The 17400-nt window shown below is 62.2% G+C and carries 16 protein-coding genes; 6 read left to right on the top strand and 10 right to left on the bottom strand.

Annotated features, from left to right (window positions below; genetic code table 11):
- Positions 1 to 48 precede the first annotated feature (48 nt).
- Complete coding sequence (locus NMB40_RS19765; RefSeq protein WP_494359579.1) at positions 49 to 588, bottom strand: NMCC_0638 family (lipo)protein; 540 nt, start codon at positions 586 to 588, stop codon at positions 49 to 51.
- A gap of 308 nt (positions 589 to 896) precedes the next feature.
- Between NMB40_RS19765 and NMB40_RS19760 the strand changes: the two genes are divergently transcribed.
- The 5 genes from NMB40_RS19760 (at position 897) to NMB40_RS19740 (ending at position 7164) form a co-directional block, all read left to right on the top strand.
- A complete protein-coding gene (locus NMB40_RS19760; protein WP_494359578.1) occupies positions 897 to 1397 on the top strand; it encodes a carboxymuconolactone decarboxylase family protein in 501 nt (166 codons plus the stop codon).
- The gene (locus NMB40_RS19755) at positions 1394 to 1825 is read left to right on the top strand and encodes a cupin domain-containing protein (protein WP_494359577.1); all 432 of its coding nucleotides are present in this window, start codon (positions 1394 to 1396) and stop codon (positions 1823 to 1825) included. Before NMB40_RS19760 ends, NMB40_RS19755 begins: the two co-directional genes overlap by 4 nt.
- Positions 1826 to 2734: 909 nt before the next feature.
- Positions 2735 to 4021: a hypothetical protein gene (locus NMB40_RS19750; RefSeq protein WP_494359576.1), complete on the top strand. Its 1287-nt coding sequence runs from the start codon at positions 2735 to 2737 to the stop codon at positions 4019 to 4021.
- Positions 4022 to 4438: 417 nt separating this feature from the next.
- Positions 4439 to 6208 carry a hypothetical protein gene (locus NMB40_RS19745; protein ID WP_494359575.1) on the top strand — a complete coding sequence of 590 codons (1770 nt, stop codon included), beginning with the start codon at positions 4439 to 4441 and terminating at the stop codon, positions 6206 to 6208.
- A 638-nt stretch (positions 6209 to 6846) separates the two neighbouring features.
- Positions 6847 to 7164 (top strand): SymE family type I addiction module toxin, encoded by a 318-nt coding sequence (locus NMB40_RS19740; RefSeq protein ID WP_494359574.1) that lies wholly within the window; start codon positions 6847 to 6849, stop codon positions 7162 to 7164.
- An 88-nt stretch (positions 7165 to 7252) separates the two neighbouring features.
- Here the strand turns inward: NMB40_RS19740 and NMB40_RS19735 are convergent, their stop codons facing one another.
- The 4 genes from NMB40_RS19735 to NMB40_RS19720 form a co-directional block, all read right to left on the bottom strand.
- Positions 7253 to 7891, bottom strand: coding sequence for a LysE family translocator (locus NMB40_RS19735; RefSeq protein WP_494359573.1), 639 nt, complete (start codon positions 7889 to 7891; stop codon positions 7253 to 7255).
- Positions 7892 to 8053: 162 nt separating this feature from the next.
- Positions 8054 to 8905 carry a formyltetrahydrofolate deformylase gene (purU, locus tag NMB40_RS19730; RefSeq protein ID WP_494359572.1) on the bottom strand — a complete coding sequence of 284 codons (852 nt, stop codon included), beginning with the start codon at positions 8903 to 8905 and terminating at the stop codon, positions 8054 to 8056.
- Between the two features lie 56 nt (positions 8906 to 8961).
- Complete coding sequence (locus tag NMB40_RS19725) at positions 8962 to 9414, bottom strand: hypothetical protein (RefSeq protein WP_494359571.1); 453 nt, start codon at positions 9412 to 9414, stop codon at positions 8962 to 8964.
- 117 nt (positions 9415 to 9531) lie between these two features.
- Positions 9532 to 9801 carry a DUF2798 domain-containing protein gene (locus tag NMB40_RS19720; protein WP_494359570.1) on the bottom strand — a complete coding sequence of 90 codons (270 nt, stop codon included), beginning with the start codon at positions 9799 to 9801 and terminating at the stop codon, positions 9532 to 9534.
- Positions 9802 to 9936: 135 nt separating this feature from the next.
- Between NMB40_RS19720 and NMB40_RS19715 the strand changes: the two genes are divergently transcribed.
- Positions 9937 to 10863, top strand: coding sequence for a LysR family transcriptional regulator (locus tag NMB40_RS19715; RefSeq protein ID WP_494359569.1), 927 nt, complete (start codon positions 9937 to 9939; stop codon positions 10861 to 10863).
- 65 nt (positions 10864 to 10928) lie between these two features.
- On the opposite strand, the gene NMB40_RS19710 is transcribed toward NMB40_RS19715, so the two are convergent.
- The 5 genes from NMB40_RS19710 to NMB40_RS19690 form a co-directional block, all read right to left on the bottom strand.
- Complete coding sequence (locus NMB40_RS19710) at positions 10929 to 12035, bottom strand: NADH:flavin oxidoreductase/NADH oxidase (RefSeq protein ID WP_494359568.1); 1107 nt, start codon at positions 12033 to 12035, stop codon at positions 10929 to 10931.
- 226 nt (positions 12036 to 12261) lie between these two features.
- Positions 12262 to 13083 carry an NAD-dependent protein deacetylase gene (locus tag NMB40_RS19705; protein WP_494359567.1) on the bottom strand — a complete coding sequence of 274 codons (822 nt, stop codon included), beginning with the start codon at positions 13081 to 13083 and terminating at the stop codon, positions 12262 to 12264.
- A 48-nt stretch (positions 13084 to 13131) separates the two neighbouring features.
- Complete coding sequence (locus NMB40_RS19700) at positions 13132 to 13545, bottom strand: acyl-CoA thioesterase (protein ID WP_068848408.1); 414 nt, start codon at positions 13543 to 13545, stop codon at positions 13132 to 13134.
- A gap of 105 nt (positions 13546 to 13650) precedes the next feature.
- The gene (locus NMB40_RS19695) at positions 13651 to 14670 is read right to left on the bottom strand and encodes a ribonucleotide-diphosphate reductase subunit beta (protein ID WP_282248382.1); all 1020 of its coding nucleotides are present in this window, start codon (positions 14668 to 14670) and stop codon (positions 13651 to 13653) included.
- Between the two features lie 126 nt (positions 14671 to 14796).
- Positions 14797 to 17181, bottom strand: a complete 2385-nt coding sequence (locus NMB40_RS19690; protein WP_494359566.1) for a ribonucleoside-diphosphate reductase subunit alpha — start codon at positions 17179 to 17181, stop codon at positions 14797 to 14799.
- Positions 17182 to 17400: the final 219 nt, after the last annotated feature.

Below are 17400 nucleotides of genomic sequence, written 5' to 3'. Positions count from 1 at the left end.
CATGCTGCCCCATGCGCGTGAGTGAGCAGATCGGCATCGACCTGATGACTACCTGTCCCTCTTGACCCGCGCCATGGAGGCCATGGCCTGTGCCGTCACCTCTTCACTCGAAGATGTTGTCAGCACGAACAGAAGCTCTTCCTTGTCCGCGGGGCGTGCCCAAGAGCGGGCGACGGTTTTGGCAAGATCATTGTTTGGCCCCAGCCCAGCAGTGTCCGGCGCCTGAGCGACCAACGGCGCTGGCGCTGTTCCCACCAGTTCCAGGAATCCCGCCTGGATCTGCTCCGGGTTTCCGCGCTGGGCGAATACCGAGCAAACGGAATTCTTGCTGAGTGAAATGACATATCGCGTGCTTGGAGCAACAAAGATCCAGGCGGTTCCTTCCTTACCGCCGAGGAAGAACCCAGCCTGGTCTGGCGGAAGAACCTCCAATCCGTGGCTTTTCATCTGGTCACGCAGCGTGTCCTGCGCGTAGTAATACTGCATGCAGGTAGTGGCGAACAACGCGTTGAAATCGTCTGGAAGCGGGTTCTCTGCCGCAAAGGCCGGTGCCGCGGTTGTTGCCATCAGAAGTAGAAGGCTGCGCATACAACTCCCTGGAGTCTTACTGCCGTTGAAGGGAAGCCGGAACCGCATTGTGACTTACACCCGCACCCCGAACCAGATCACGGCTTCTGCCTCGCAATAGCGAGGCTGCGAGGCCAGGATCTGGGTACCGGTCCCTCTGGTCACTCCATGGAAGATAGACGCGCCAGCGCGCGGCCGTGTGACGCGTTCATTGTTGCGATGGAGTAAACAGCGAAGTTACCCGCAGGCGTCTACCGGGAAGGGGGTGGCTGGGCATAACGTGGCACCGCGCTGCAATCCCCCCGCGCCCCTTCCCAGGACCCAAGACCATGACCCAACGTCTCGACTACCAGCAGCAGTCCCCCGAGCTGACCAAGAAGCTCATGGAACTCAGCATGGCTGAAGCAAAGAGCTCCATCGAAGCGTCCATCCGGCATCTCGTGCATATCCGCGCCTCGCAGCTCAACGGGTGCGCGTTCTGCGTCGACATGCACGTCAAGCAGGCCACCATCCACGGTGAAAACGCACTGCGGCTTCACCATGTGGCGATCTGGCGTGAATCCAACCTGTTCTCGCCGCGCGAGCGTGCGAGCCTGGCGTGGACCGAGGCGCTGACCTGCATTCCGAAGGACGGCGTGCCGACCGCACTGTACGAGCGCGTTCGCGGTGAGCTGTCCGAGAACGAGATCTCCGATCTCACCTTCGTGATCGCGGGCATCAACGCGTGGAACCGCATCAACGTGGCCTTCCTCGCTGTCCCCGGTTCCTTCGACAAGGCATGGGGATTGGACAAGGCAGGCCTGTCCGCCGCCCCGGCGGTGGCACAATGAACGGGCGCGCGATGTGGGCGGCTCTCACTCTCTCCGTCGGCCTCTGCCTGCTGTCCGGCACCGCCATCGCGCACGGGGGCACGCACTCAACCGATGCCCCGCACGCGGTGGTTGCCGAGGTGGCATCGCAGGCACTGCAGGACTACCCGGGCAAAGAGATCACGCTCATCACCGTCGACTTCCCACCGGGCGCGGTCGATCCTGTGCACCGCCACGATGCGCATGCCATCGTGTACGTGCTCGATGGCACCATCATCATGGGGGTGAGGGGAAAGCCTGAGCAGACCATCAAAGCGGGCGAGACGTTCTATGAAGGCCCGGACGATGTTCACACCGTGGGCCGCAATGCCAGCCAGACCAAGCCCGCCAAGTTCGTTGTCTTCCTTCTGAAAGACAAAGAGAAGCCACTTCTCATTCCGGCGGAGTAATTCCGCGCGTACCGTAGGCATCCATGGCCTACAGTGCACAGCTCGCGCGCGTTGGATGGCTGCAACGCGCCCCCCCTGTTGAAGGGATTCAGACGTGCCAGGCTCACGCTCTGGCACAACCCAAGAGAGCATTCGCTCGATCAGAGTCTGCTTCTAGCTAGACTCGACACGCACTCACGAGGCGTTTGGTCAACCCCAATGATCAACGTGGCGCCCGCAGTTTGCGCACGATACAGCGGCGGCGCCTTCCCCCCTTGGTCTGCCGCCATATGGGGGTTTGGCGGGACGATGAACTTCGTTACTTCGTACTTCTTCTTGAGCGCAGAAAGCGGATAGCACGCGGCTGGATCCAGTTCCACATAGAAGAAGTTAGACCCCCCTCCAAGATTTGGCGCCACCCTGAATTCGACGAACTCTATTCGGCCTCCATCCTTGCTCTGTATCGGAGCGGACCGAAATGAAATGTTCGCCGCATCACTTCGGCTCTCCTGGTGAAAGCCTGATGCGCCTATCCTTGAGAACAAAGGGAATCCGACCGGAAACGGTTCGTCCACTATCAGTTGTACCAGCTCGTCCATCCTGTAGTTGCTTATCCCGTCCTTGGGTCCGGCCGCAAGGCTCGGATCAGACGATAAGGCAATTGCCGCGACGAACAGCAAGCCGCAGCAACGCCTTGGATGATTGACTGCCATATGCGTCCCTTGTCGCCATATCCGGCGATCATAGCGAGGATGATTGGTATCCCACCAGCTCTACGGGAACCGACCGAAGCTAAGCAATCTCCACTGCCCGGCATGGACTTCACACGAGCAATGCGCTCGTGCATAACGGCAAGTGCAAACTGAGAGATGCCGCGAGAGCAGATACGCTCTAAGCTTCAACAATCTAAGGTTGGTGATAGGACCAAGCATGAGGCAGCGATATTATGGCGTTAGCGGCGTAGCCCTCCCGACAGTGGTGCCGTTAGCAGTCGAGCATGTGCTGCAACGCTACCGCGACGTATGGGTACCGATCGATACCTATCCATTCTTGGCTGTCGATACCAACCGGATGGATGCGCACTGCCAGGCGATGGGTGACTTTGCAGTTTTCTCTGGCGGTCGCCTAATGCAGAACCTCCGACCCGAGGAAGGCAGCAGTCGTTTGATCTCGGGATTGATGGGTGGCGGCGTCAATGCTGGACTGACTCCAGATTCAAAGGTGATTGTAGAGGGCATGGCCAATCCCCGTGCGCATTGGATCATGAGCTTCAATGACACGTTCGCCGTTGGCATGCATCCGTTCGCGGCGCTGAACACGCACTACATCTTCGTCGACGGGAACGGTAGCTACCAGCGCCAGTTTGCCGAGTTGGTGATCGTCGACGGTTACAGCCGGCCGAGGAGCGGTCTAGTCAACTTTGACTCACTGGCAGCAATGGTACTGACTTTCCATCTTGAGTACATCAATGGACCCCGCGACAAGTCACGCGACATGGTTCGGTTGGCCGCATTGCTGGATTCTATTTTCGAGGAGAACGAGAAGATCCTCACCGCGGCGACCGCGCACCACTGCGAGCACGCGCCGCTTGAAAGTCCGTTCGACTATGTTGCGCCCACGCTGACCCGTTACGGCCGTCTAACCCACGACGCTGGAGGAAACCCACGGATCGAGCTGTCGTTCGCGCTGCTGCACTATGAAAAGGCATTGCGCGAGTTCGAATCGCTTAAGGCTGCAGCCACTAAGAATGACACTGAAGCCGCGTTCGTTCACGGCGTGTACTGTGTGGTAGCTATGGCGGCCTGCGTCGAGGCTATCGGCAACCGCCTCGCTTTCTTGGAGACCGGTGCTCATCCCGACCACCGTGACCGGCGACAACCGCTGCAAAAGATCAACGAAGCTGGCGCGTCACTTGCGCATGCCGCCGGCCGTGCATTCGTGCCGCTCGGGTCCGGTCAGCCGATATACCGTTCGCTAGATCGGATGCGTGAACTGCGCAATGCGTTCATGCACGCAAAGGAGCGCGACGAAGAAGTCGATCCGGTCGCGCTGACCTCGACAGTCTTCACCGCCGTGGACGAAAACCGCTGCCGAGAACACCTGCGCAACCTGCGCTTGGCTGTTGCTCATGTGTTTGACCAGCTCGCGCCCGAGCATGCCCCACCAATCGTCACGCGTGAAAACTTCGATTGGCTAGGTGGGATCGAGGTGCCCTAGAGCACCGAGACCAGAGCAGCACCTATAAGTCAGCCATTTCAGCAGCCTCGGCGAGGTTATGATTCATCGCACCTCGTGCGATACCCGCCCCATGGACCAATCTCTTCTTCGAACTTGCTGTGCGGGGTACGCCAATTTCGCTCCTTAGCCTCAGTGGGCACGCCCGAGATTCCGGGAGGTAGCCGAGCGAGCATTGCTCGTCTACCCGACCTTTGCAGTGCTTTCTTGTTTGATCCATTGCGCTGGAGAGATGGGGGGGGCTATCCCCGCCAGGCGTTCGCACAATGTCCGTCGCACCCAAAAGCATTACGTCGGTCGAGCCCGCGCATTCCAATGCGTCAATACTCGCGCGCTAGCTACTGTGTTAAGCATCGCGCTAACATATGGGATATTGGTGTTACATAGGTTGCCCAATTCATGCAAGCGATCGATGCATATCTTCGTAACGTCCCGCCGGGTTACGCATTACTTCTATCAGGCCCATGGGGCGCAGGGAAGTCATTTTTCTGGTCACATTATTCGAGTAATCTAAGCGGGCTGCGTCCCATTACGATTTCCGCCGCAGGACTGCAGAGTTCTGCCGATCTTGAAGACGCATTGTTTACCGCCTCGATTGCGCCCCTCGCCAACTCGTTACTGGGCGAGACCAGTGCGGTCATCGGCAAGGCGCTCCTCAGAGTGGTCAAGATTGATCCGAAAGACATCAGTTTTAAAGCGGACATCGCTCCTGGCAAGTCCGTCGTTTGCATTGATGATGTGGAGCGATTCGCGGGCCCGTTTTCTGCCCTCTTCGGATTCGTTGTCAATCTGTTGGATGCTAGCGGAATTCACTGCATCTTGATCGCCGATGAAGGGAGGGCCGTGGCTCAATTGGGAACTTACGCTGACTACAAGGAGAGAATTGTCGGGAAGACGATCGTCGTCACCCCTACCGTCAGCGTTTTTTGCGATGAGATTGTCAAGGGCTTCTCGGACGCGCAATCCCGACGGGTATTGGGGGCCGGTCTTGAGCAGTTGGTAGGGCTCATTACCGGCGCGAAGCTTGTGAATCTCCGAACCGTCAGATTCTTCCTTACTGAACTGGAAGCCATCGTTCGGGAAATTCCAGAAGACGCGGCCGGTCGAGTCATGAGCAGCTCGCTTCCATCCGCAGTGCTTTTTTGGTCAGCAGCAATTGCACGTTCCCCTGACAACGCGCGTCTCGTCGAGCGAGCATTTCAGGGCGACGTCGGCTTAGTTATTTCTATGGTTAGGATGAACCGGTCTGAGAACGCCCATCTGCCTCCCGATGGCTCATCTGATGAAGTCGGGAGGCTATCAAGCCTGCTCGATGAGCTCGGATTGGCTGATGCTGCATACGGGTGGCCTGAGTCCAAGACGCTCATTTCCATTGCGCGGGGCTCGGAGTTCGACCCCATGTCCTTGGTAGAAGATTTTCACCTGCGCGACGGCGGATCGGTCACCATCGACGACCTTGAACTTCTACGTCATCACTACGAGCATTCAGATTCGGACGTACAGGAGGCGGTCACGCGGCTGCGTGCTGCTGCCATTGATGGCGCTCCAGCGGTGTTGATGCGCTTCTTCCAGATATTCCGCACGATTAACTACCTTGCTGAGATTCACATCACTTCCTTCACGCCCGAAGAGTGGATTGAAGACGTTTTGACGACCATGAGGTACTGGCGCGACCATCCAGATAAGCTCGAATCTGGCGAGTTCGAGGCATGGCCAGGGCACTATAGCTCCGACGAGAAACTGGTAATCGATGAAGCCCTCGAAGTGAGCGAATCAGTCAAGAGGCTCGATCAGCGGCGATACCGTGAGGCCGCGATCGAAGGCTTGCTTACTGGCGTTGGTTATCATCCTCAGGACCGCCTACAGGTCATTTTTGCGGAAGAAACCGATGCTGGTTCGTTCTTGACCAAACTGAAGGCTTCTGGTGCGCCCGCCATTCAGCGTGTCTCTTCTCTTTTCAGATCACATCTTGGCGTGATCAATGCGGCAAGGTTCGTCGGGGTGGAAGCGCGATTCGCGCGTCAGCTTGCGAATGGAATTAGGTCCGACATCGTTGTGCAGCGCCCCATGCCAATCCTCGACGCTGAGCTTCTTGGCCTTGCTCGGTTACTACTAACTTTTGCCAATAAGATGGAGAAAGACATTGCCGCCGCCACTGGTGATTCTTGAAGGTGGAGGATACGCCATTAGTCGCAGAATCTAGTTGTTATACGGTCAAACCGACGCGGGAACCAAGTCTGTTGTTTTGTAGGTTAGAGTGACTCCTCCTCTTTTACCCCGGGTAGAACATCCCGAGTCATTCGCCCAAGCTACTTCCGCTTCTGGCCAGAGGTGAGGGATCGCCCCGTCTGCATAACTGCAGACGGACGGCGCTAAGCCCTGCTCCGGTGCTGCGTGGCAACGTTCAGCGCATCCCCTGTTGCTTACGACATCTCATTGATCCCACCCTGCCAGTGAATAGGCGTCCTGGGCTCGCTAGAATTCCGGTGTTTTTTGGGACGGTCGTTCCAGCTATGTTCCCCAGACGGAAATATTCTGGCTCACTTGCGTCACACCATTGATCCAGTTAATCGAACAGAGCGGTATGCTGGGCAAGCATCAACTTCTCTTTAGTTGAGAGGGAGTGCATTGTCTGGATTCGGGGCTTGATATCCCCTTTCTAAACCAGTGGAAGTACGAAGTTCTGCGTCGGGAGGGTGGCGATATACAACACCCCCTGGGAAATAAGTCACGCCGTTGGTTTAGCGGATATCAACCTCCCGACTTCCTCGTCGCCGACGAGGGGGAACTTCCGATGGAGTAGACGCATGCAAAGTTCAAAGATGGATTCATGCAACGATCCCAGCCAGCAGGTTGGCATCGGCTGGTATCAGCCCAAGAGCCTACGCATTTCCGCCCTGCGGCACCCTGCCGGCAACATCCTGCCGCCGGACCTGTCCATTCCCTACCTGTCGCTGTGCGGGGTATGGATGGAGCGGTTGGGGTTCAAGACGGGGCATCGGGTGTTTGTAGAGGTGACGCCCGGCCGCGTTACGTTGACGCTGGATGAGACGCCGGTACCGTTGCCGTACCGGTATCAGAAGCACAAGCCGAAGAAGAGTCGTTCGGACGCGTTGAGCGAGTAGCTGGAGGCGCGGCATCTGCCGTCCGGCCTTAGCCGAGGCATTGGAGACACGCCGGCGTGTCTCCGCCCTGCCCTCAGCCGAGTTCGTGTTACGCCATGAACACCAGCCTCAGCGCAAACCCGATCAGCAGCACGCCCATTACCCGTTCGAACCAGTGGCTGGCGCGCATGAAGCGCTGACGTACGGCTGCTGCGGAGAGCGCTACGCTGACCAAGACGAACCATGCTGCGTTGACCAGGCACATCCACAGGCCGTAGAGCATCTGTACAGGGAGCGGTGTCTTTGCGCTGACCAGTGTGGTGAATACTGCCAGGAAGAACAGCGTCGCCTTGGGGTTGGTGGCGTTGGTCATGAAGCCGATGACGAAGGCTTGCTTGGGGGTTTGCTGCACAACTTCACTCGGCCTGTCGGGAGTGGCCTCGCCGCCTGTGCTGGGCGTGCTGCGGAGGAACTTGATGCCGAGGTAGAAGATGTAGGCCGCGCCGAGCCACTTGGCTGCTGTCATCAGCCAGGGGGTTGTGTGCAGCAGTGCGCCTACGCCGATGAGGGTGTAGAGGACGTGGGCTGAGATGCCTGCGCCTATGCCTAGCGAGGTGTAGATGCCTGCTTTTCGGCCGAAGCGGACGGTTTGGCGGACGGCTACTGCGAAGTCTGGGCCTGGGGCTATTACTGCTAGTAGGTGGACTATCGCCAGGCTTAGGAATTCTGCCCAGTAGGGTGCGAACACTTGTGACTCCGTGGTGGGGCGGTGGTGCTCTGTTTTTCCGTGCGGTGCCGCCTGGGGGCCGGCACTACCGGGCTGGCGGCAGCCACGCGGTGGTGGCCACACCGCCGGCATTGTGAGGGCCGGCCAACGGCCGGCGCTACCAGTTTTCTTTCGGCCTCGTCGCTATCGGAAGACTACGGTGCGGTGGCCGTTGAGGATGATGCGGTGCTCTACGTGCCGGCGCACCGCGCGGGCCAGTACCTGCGATTCGGTGTCGCTGCCGAGGCGGACCAGGTCGCGTGGGGTCATGGCGTGATCTACCCGCGCGACGTCCTGTTCTATGATCGGGCCTTCGTCGAGATCGGAGGTGACGTAGTGGGCCGTTGCGCCGATGATCTTTACGCCGCGCGCGTGGGCCTGGTGGTACGGCTGCGCGCCCTTGAAGCTGGGCAGGAAGCTGTGGTGGATGTTGATCGCCCGGCCGGCCAGTGCCTGGCACAGGCGCGGTGACAGGATCTGCATGTAGCGGGCCAGCACCACCAGGTCGATCTGCTCGCGTTCGACCAGATCGATGATCTGTTGTTCCTGCACGTCCCGGTTGTCTGCATTCACCGGCAGGTGGTGGAACGGAATGCCGTAGGAGCCGGCCAGCGGGCCGAAGTCTTCGTGGTTGGAGGCCACTGCGGCGATATCCACCTGCAGCTGGCGGCTGTGCGCGCGGAACAGCAGGTCGTTGAGGCAGTGCCCCTGCTTGCTCACCAGCACCAGCAGGCGCGCACGGCGGCGGGCGTCGTGCAGCTGCCAGTCCATCTTGAAGTCGGTGGCCAGCCCGGCCATGCGGGTCTGGATGGTGTCGATGGGCTGGCGCGGGTCGCGGTCGAAGTGCACGCGCAGGAAGAACCGGCCGCTTTCGTCATCGCCGAACTGCTGCGCATCCAGGATGTTGCAGCCCTGTTCGAACAGCAGGCCGGAAACGCGGTAGACGATGCCGGTACGGTCCGGGCATGAGAGGGTGAGGATGGAATCAGGGCGCATGTCCCGAGTGTAGAGGACCGGCGCCCTGCCCTGCAGCGATGCTGTCAGGTGAAACTTTAGGGCCGTGGGCTCGAACCTGAGGCTGGCTCGTCGCCGGCGCAGCGGGTGGCTATCGCGGCCCGGATCGAGCGATCAAGGTCGGTTCGGATCGCGAGGCGATTCAGATGCACTATCGCCCGTTGTGAATCGATCAACTCCAGCAGGGCATGTGCCTGGCTCACCGTGAGCTCGCTCTGGATATCCGCGAACGAGAAGCCAGTGACCCCGCTGCTGCTGAAGGTCAGTGATTCGGTGAATCGCTTGCGCGACTGCTCAGTCAGGGAAAGCAGTGGCGAATCGTAGGGCAGCACCTTCAGGTAGGCGGCCAGCGTGGCGGCGCTGCTGATGGGTGCGGCACGCTGTTCCTGCGTTGAGCGCTCTGCGGCGGATACAGCGGGTGGCTTGCACGCTTTCGCCGTTGCTGGCATCAGCACGATAAGTAGCGCTGCGGCGGTAATCGCGACCTTCATTCTCTTCTCCCGTCGAACGCGGCAGGCGTGCCGCATCCGGAGAGTGAAGTCTTCGACGATCTTGAAGTGTGCGCGTGATTGCGGTATCACGACAATCAATCACGACGCATGTTTCGATCAGCGCGCTGGGTGCACCGTCAGTGCGACCAACCGCATCACCACCGGGCGCACCAGCAGCACGCAGCAGAACGCGGTGGGCATGGCGAGCTGGTAGGCGCCGAGCACGCGCATGGGGAAGTCGGCGTTGATGCCGGCGTTGGCGGCGGTGATCACCAGGCACATCAGCATGGCCATGATGGAGGCCATGAAGAAGGCAAAGACATACGGGGTGGCGCGGGCGCCGAGCTTCCAGCGGGTGGTGGCCAGGGTTTGAGCTTGTTGCGACATCAGGGGTCCAGTGGGCGGCAACCAGCGGTTGCGGGACCGGCACGATAGTCAGCGGGCCCAAGCGCGGGTAGACCGCCGGGCGTTGGCTCTTTATAAAGTAATTCTTTGTAATGACCGGCCAGAATTGGCGCCACCATGAACATTCTGCAGTCAATCCGCAGCTTCATCCGCACCGCCGATGCCGGCAGCCTGGCGGCGGCGGCGCGCACGCTGGGGATCAGCCCGGCGGCGGTGGGGCAGAACATCGCGCGGCTGGAAGCGCATCTGGGCGTGCGCCTGTTCAACCGCACCACGCGCACGCTGGCGCTGACCGAGCGCGGGGCGCTGTACCTGGCCGAGGTGCGGCATATCGAGCGCGACCTGCAACGGGCGCAGGCGGCGGTGACCGATCCGGAGGCGACACCGCACGGTCGGCTGCGTATTGCCAGCACCTCCGCGTTTGGCCGGCATGTGCTGGCGCCGATGCTGCCGGCGCTGCAGGCGCGCTATCCGCGGTTGTCGATCGAGCTGCTGTTGGCGGACCGCAGCGTGGACCATGCGCATGAAGATGTGGATGTGAGTTTCCGGATCGAGCCGCAGCTGGTGGAGGGCCTGGTGGCGCGTGCGATTGCGCAGGTGCCGTTCCAGGTGTGTGCGGCGCCTTCTTACCTTGCGCAGGCGGGAGTGCCGGCGACACCGGAGGAGCTGCGCGAACACCGTTGCCTGGTGTTCCGCTACCCGGTGGATGGTCGGTTGCTGCCGTGGGGATTCGTGCGCGAGGGGATCCGCTTCGAGGCGGAGATGCGGCCGGCGCTGGTGTCCGATGACATTGATGCGTTGGCGGCAATGGCGGCCGCTGGCGGGGGCATCGCGCGGTTGGCGGCGTTCGTGGCGACGCCTTGGTTGGCGCGCGGGGCGTTGCAGGTGTTATTTGCGTCGGGCGATGGGGCGCGGACGTCGCCGGAGCCGATGCGGTTGTTTTTGTGTGTGAGTGATCGAAGGGATTTGACGCCGAAGGTGCGGGCGTTGATGCAGCACGTGGTGGAGGGGTTGCCTGCTGCTTGGCGGGTGGATCTCGAATGAGATCAGGCAACGCCCGACCAACGGTCGGGCGCTACCGATTTCGTCCGTAGTCCAGATGAGGCGTTTTAGGCAGACGGGGCGATGAACACGCCGCGGGCTTCGCGCGGTTCGCAGCGCAGGTACTGCGGTGCGGGGGTGAGCGAGTCGCCCAGTGCTGCTGCGGCGTGCCACGGCCAGCGCGGGTCGTAGAGGATGCCGCGCGCCAGTGCGACTGCATCGGCGTAGCCGTGGCGCAGGATCGATTCGGCCTGCGAGGGGTCGGTGATCAGGCCCACGGCGATCACCGGCATCTTCACCTTGGCCTTGATGGCGGCGGCGAAGTGCACCTGGTAGCCCGGCTCCACCGGGATCTGCTGGCGCGCATCCAGCCCGCCGCTGGAGACGTGCAGGAACTGGCAGCCGCACAGCTCCAGGATCTGGGCCAGGGTGGTGCTCTCTTCAATGTCCCAGCCGCCCGGCACCCAGTCGCTGGCCGAGATGCGCACGCCCACGCTGATGCGGTCGGAGACGGCTCCGCGCACGGCGTCGAAGACGCGGACGAGCAGGCGCATGCGGTTTTCGAGCGAGCCGCCGTACTGGTCCTGGCGCTTGTTGCTGAGCGGCGAGAGGAACTGGTGCAGCAGGTAGCCGTGGGCGGCGTGCAGTTCGATCAGGTCCAGGCCGGCGCGCTCGGCGCGGCGGGCGGCGACGGCGAAGGCTTCGACGACGGCGTCGATGCCGGCTTCGTCCAGCGCGTCAGGGGCGGAGCCATTGGCAGCGAACGGCAGTGCCGAGGGGGCCACGGCGGTCCAGCCGTTGGGGTCGGTCGGGGGCAGCTGGCCGCCGCCATCCCACGGGCGCGCCGAGGAGGCTTTGCGGCCGGCGTGGGCCAGCTGCACGCCCAGCGGCATCGGCGACCATTGCTTGACCGAGGCGATGACCGAGGTGAGCGCGGCTTCGGTGGCGTCGTCCCACAGGCCCAGATCGGCGTAGCTGATGCGGCCTTCGGGGAGTACGGCGGTGGCTTCGAGGATGAGCAGGCCGGCGCCGGATTGGGAGAGCTGGCCCAGGTGCTGGCGGTGCCAGTCGTTGGCCAGGCCATCGGTGGAGGAGTACTGGCACATCGGGGCGATGACGATGCGGTTGGACAGCGTCAGCGGTCCGAATGACACGGGGGAGAAAAGCTGGCTCACGGGCGGGCGACTCGGGGGGAGATGAAACAGGGGTGGTATTGCACCGCGAAGCGGGTTTGCGGGCAACCGTATGTGTGGAACGGTGAGGCTAGCGAGGCAGGGCCTCGCTCTACGAGGGGGGGCGTACAGGCGATTTGTTGGGTGGGGCGGTGAGGCTAGCGAGGCAGGGCCTCGCTCTACCAGGGTCGCGTGCAGGTGATTGCCCGTGTGGAACGGTGAGGCCGTGTTACGCGGAGAGCGCGTCTGGGAGCAGGAACGACAGGGCCTCTGCGCAGGACTGCTCTACCTTGAGGGTGAGGAGGTCGTCTGCTCGGGTGCGGCCGATGTTCAGGGCGGCTACGGGCAAGCCGGCCTTGGCTGCGGCCTGGACGAAGCGGTAGCCGGAATAGACCATCAGGGAGGAGCCGACCACCAGGACGGCGTCGGCCTGCTGCAGGTGGGCGTGTACGGCGTCGACGCGGGCGCGCGGTACGTTTTCGCCGAAGAACACGACGTCTGGCTTGAGGATACCGCCACAGGTGGGGCACGCGGGTACGTTGAAGGTGCTGAAGTCCACGCCGTCGAGGTCGGCATCGCCATCGGGGGCCTGGGCGGCGTCGAGGCGGTCCCAGCCGGGGTTGGCGGCCAGCAGCGCCTGCTGGAACGCCTCGCGGCCGCTGCGGGTTTCGCAGCCCATGCAGCGCACCTGGTCGAGGCGGCCGTGCAGGTCGATCACGGCGGCGCTGCCGGCACGCTGGTGCAGGCAGTCCACGTTCTGGGTGAGCAGCACTTCCATCTTGCCGCGTGCTTCCAGTGCGGCGAGGGCGGCGTGGGTGGCGTTGGGCTGGGCCTGGCCGAAGCGCGGCCAGCCGAGCAGGCTGCGCGCCCAGTAGCGTTGGCGGGTGGCCGCTTCGCCCATGAAATCCTGGTAGTTCACCGGCGGGGTGCGCTTCCACTGGCCGTCGGCATCGCGGTAATCGGGGATGCCCGAGTCGGTGCTGCAGCCGGCGCCGGTGAGGACGAACAGGCGGCGGGCGCGATTGATGAAGTCAGCCAGAGGGGTAGACATGCCAGCTAGATGGGGGCGATTGGAGGGTTCGCAATCGCCCCTGCCCGTTCAGGGTCCGGCGATGTCGGCCGGCAGCGCAGGCACGGCGGTGGGCTTGTGGTTCTCGTCCAGCGCGATCATCACGAAGTGGCCGCGGGTGCACAGCTTGCGCTCGCCGGTGTGCAGGTCTTCGGCGATGAGCTCCACTTCCACCTTCATCGAGCTGCGGCCCACTTCCACGATTCGGCCCACGGTTTCCACCATCTGGCCGATGCTGATCGGCAGCTTGAAGTCCACCTGGTCGGAGCGGGCGGTGACCACGGTGCGGCGCGAGTAGCGCGCGGCGGCCAGGAACGCGGCCTTGTCCATCCACGCCAGTGCCTGGCCACCGAACAGGGTGCCCATGTGGTTGGTGTGGTTGGGGAAGACGATTTCGGCCATGCGCACTTCAGTGGGCGGGACGACGTCAGGGGTGGCGGTCATGGCGGTGGGCCGTGCGATGGGGTCGACGAGGATGATACGGCAGCGCCCGCAAACAAAAAGCCCCGGCAGTGCCGGGGCTTTCTGGGTACGCGTGGTGCGCTTGGATCAGAACGACATGTCGAAGGACACTTCGCCCTTCACGCCCACCTGGTAGGCCGAGGAGCGACGCTCGAAGAAGTTGGTCAGCTCCTGCACGTCCTGCAGTTCCATGAAGCTCAGCGGGTTGCGCACGTTGTACTTCTTTTCCATGCCGAGGCGATGGAAATGGTTGTCGGCGCAGTGCTGCAGGTAGTGGCGCATGTCGCGGGTGGAAATGCCCGCCACGCCGCCGGACAGCACGTCTTCGGCGAACTTCACTTCGCATTCGATGGCTTCGGCGAGCATGTCATAGACCTGCTGCTTCATCTCATCGTCGAACAGGTCCGGCTCTTCCTCGCGGATGACATCCACGCATTCGAACGCGAACTCCATGTGCGCGCTCTCGTCGCGGAACACCCAGTTGGTGCCCGAGGCCAGGCCGTTGAGCAGGCCGCGCGAACGGAAGTAGTACACGTAGGCGAAGGCGGCGAAGAAGAACAGGCCTTCAATGCATGCGGCGAAGCAGATCTGGTTGAGCAGGAACTGGCGGCGCTCGGCACGGGTTTCGATGCGCTTGAGGTTCTGGATGGAGTCGATCCACTTGAAGCAGAAGTCGGCCTTCTGCTTGATCGAGTCGATGTTCTCCACCGCGTCGAACGCCTTGGCGCGCTCGTCCGGATCGGGCAGGTAGTTGTCGAGCAGGGTCAGGTAGAACTGCACGTGCAGCGCTTCTTCGTACAGCTGGCGCGAGAGGTACATGCGGGCTTCGGGCGCGTTCAAGTGCTGGTACAGGTTCAGCACCAGGTTGTTGGACACGATCGAATCGCCGGTGGCGAAGAACGCAACAAGGCGGTGGATCAGGTGGCGCTCGCCCGGCGACATCTTGCCGTGCAGGTCGCTGATGTCGATCTGGAAGTTGATTTCTTCCACGGTCCAGGTGTTCTTGATCGCGTTGCGATACATGTCATAGAACTGCGGGTAGCGCATGGGGCGCAGGGTCAGTTCAAAACCGGGATCGAGCAGCATTTGACGGGGCTTGTCGGCCATGGTGTTTCGTCCTTCTTGGAGGTACCGACCAACGGTCGGTACCTACCTTGATTCTGGTTTGCGGAGGGCCGGCCAACGGCCGGCGCTACCGATGCGGTGTGCCAGCCGGTGGCTGGCACGCGCGGATTATTGGCAAGCCTCGCAGGCTTCCGGGTTTTCCAGCGAGCAGGCCACGGCTTCCACCGGGGTGTAGCTGCTGACGGTGGTCTTGGCGATCTTGGTGGCCGGGCGCGAACGCAGGTAGTAGGTGGTCTTGATGCCCTGCTTCCAGGCGTACATGTACATGGAGGACATCGCGCCGATGTTCGGGCTTTCCATGAACAGGTTGAGCGAGGCGGACTGGTCGATGAACGCGCCACGCTCGGCGGCCATGTCGATCAGCGAACGCATCGGCAGTTCCCAGGCAGTGCGGTACACGTGGCGCAGGGTTTCCGGAATCTGGGCGATGCCCTGGATGGAGCCTTCGGCCAGCTTGATGGCGTCGCGCATTTCCGGGGTCCAGTGGCCCAGCTTCTTCAGCTCGTTCACCAGGTAACGGTTGACCTGCAGGAAGTCGCCCGAGAGGGTTTCGCGCTTGAACAGGTTGGACACCTGCGGTTCCACGCACTCGTAGCAGCCGGCAATGGAAGCGATGGTCGCGGTCGGGGCGATGGCGATCATCAGCGAGTTGCGCAGGCCATGTTCCTTGATGCGCTCACGCAGGGCATCCCAGCGTGCGGTGTCTTCGGGCACCACGTTCCAGGCGTCGAACTGCAGCTCGCCGCTGGCGGCACGGGTGTCGGCGAACGACGGGTGCTTGCCGCGTTCCTGGGCCAGTTCGACCGAGGTTTCCAGCGCGTGGAAGTAGATGGTTTCGGCGATCTTCTTGGACAGCGCGCGGGCTTCGGCACTGTCGAAGGCCAGGCGCTTGCGGAAGAACACGTCCTGCAGGCCCATGCAGCCCAGGCCAACCGGGCGCCAGCGCAGGTTGCCGCGGCGTGCCGATTCGATCGGGTAGAAGTTCAGGTCGATCACGCGGTCGAGCTGGCGGATGGCCAGGCGCACGGTGTCGGCCAGCTTGTCGTAGTCGAACTCGCCGTGGGCGTCGAAATGGTTGCCCAGGTTGATCGAGCCCAGGTTGCACACCGCGGTTTCTTCAGCCGAGGTGATTTCCAGGATTTCGGTGCACAGGTTGGACAGGTGGATCACGTTGCCGGCGCGCAGGGTCTGGTTGCTGGCGCGGTTGCACTTGTCCTTGAAGGTCATCCAGCCGTTGCCGGTTTCGGCAAGGGTACGCATCATGCGCGAGTACAGCTTGCGCGCGGAGATGGTGCGGTTGGCCTTGCCCTGCGCTTCGGCCTGCAGGTACGCCTGCTCGAAGGCTTCACCGAACAGGTCGGTGAATTCGGGCACCACGCGCGGATCGAACAGCGACCATTCTTGGTCGGCTTCGACGCGCTTCATGAACAGGTCCGGGATCCAGTTGGCCAGGTTCAGGTTGTGCGCACGGCGCGATTCGTCACCGGTGTTGTCACGCAGTTCGAGGAAGTCCTCGATGTCGGCGTGCCAGGTTTCCAGGTACACGCAGGCCGCGCCCTTGCGCTTGCCACCCTGGTTCACGGCGGCCACGGACGAATCCATGGTCTTCAGCCACGGCACGATGCCGTTGGAATGGCCGTTGGTGGACTTGATGAGCGAGCCGCGCGAACGCACGCGGGTGTAGCTCACGCCGATGCCGCCGGAGAACTTGGAGAGCTGGGCGATGTCGCCGTACTTGGAGTAGATCGATTCCAGCGAATCCTGCGGCGAATCGAGCAGGAAGCACGAGGACAGCTGCTCGTGGGTGGTGCCGGAATTGAACAGGGTCGGGCTGGACGGCAGGTAATCCAGGTTGCCCATGCGCTTGTACAGCGCCAGGGTTTCGGCCACGTCTTCGCTCAGGGCGCTGGCGATGCGCAGGAAGAACTGCTGCGGGGTCTCGATCACCTTGCGGGTGTGCGGGTGGCGCAGCAGGTAACGGTCGTACAGGGTACGCAGGCCGAAGTAATCGAAGTTCAGGTCCAGCCCGATTTCGATGGCATCGTTGAGCTTGCGCGCGTTGGTCTGCACGAAGTTCAGCAGGCGGTCGTTGATCAGGCCCACTTCGTGGCCACGGCCGACCGACTGCGAGAAGGCGTGGATTTCCTGGCCCGACACTTCCTTGGCGATGTAGTTGGCCAGCAGGCGCGCGGCCAGGCGGCCGTACTCCGGCTCTTCACCGATCAGCAGGGCGGCGGTGCGGATGGACAGCTCGTCCAGTTCCTGGGTGGTGGCGCCGTTGTACAGGCCGGAAATGGTGCGGGTGGCCACGCGCATCGGGTCGACTGCATGCAGGCCTTCAGCCGAACGCTGCACCGCGCGCACGATCTTGTTCAGATCCACCAGCTCGGTCGTTCCATTGCGCTTGGTGACGCTCATCGCCGTATTGGTCGGCGGCGAAGTCAACAGGAATTCGCTTTCCTGGTCGGTGGCTGCGCTGGTTTCGGTGCTCACGGCGTTTTCCTCTTGGCGTGATTTGGGGTGGTGCAGGGTCGCCTGCTGGGCAGGCGTGGGGCCGATGCGCTCAGCGCTCAGGGTGGACTATCGGTGTCGCATGGGACGCGACCGGCGCACTGGCGCTGCGGACGATTCCCCTTGCTTCACCGGTCATCTCCCCCCGGAGACTGGTGCTACCAGCGCCGCACCCTGTACGGCATGCGGTTGTCGGTGGGC

It is taken from the genome of Stenotrophomonas sp. FBCC-B152 (assembly GCF_059134105.1).
The sequence above is the reverse complement of the archived record's forward strand: the minus strand, read 5'-3'. Positions and strand labels throughout refer to the sequence as shown.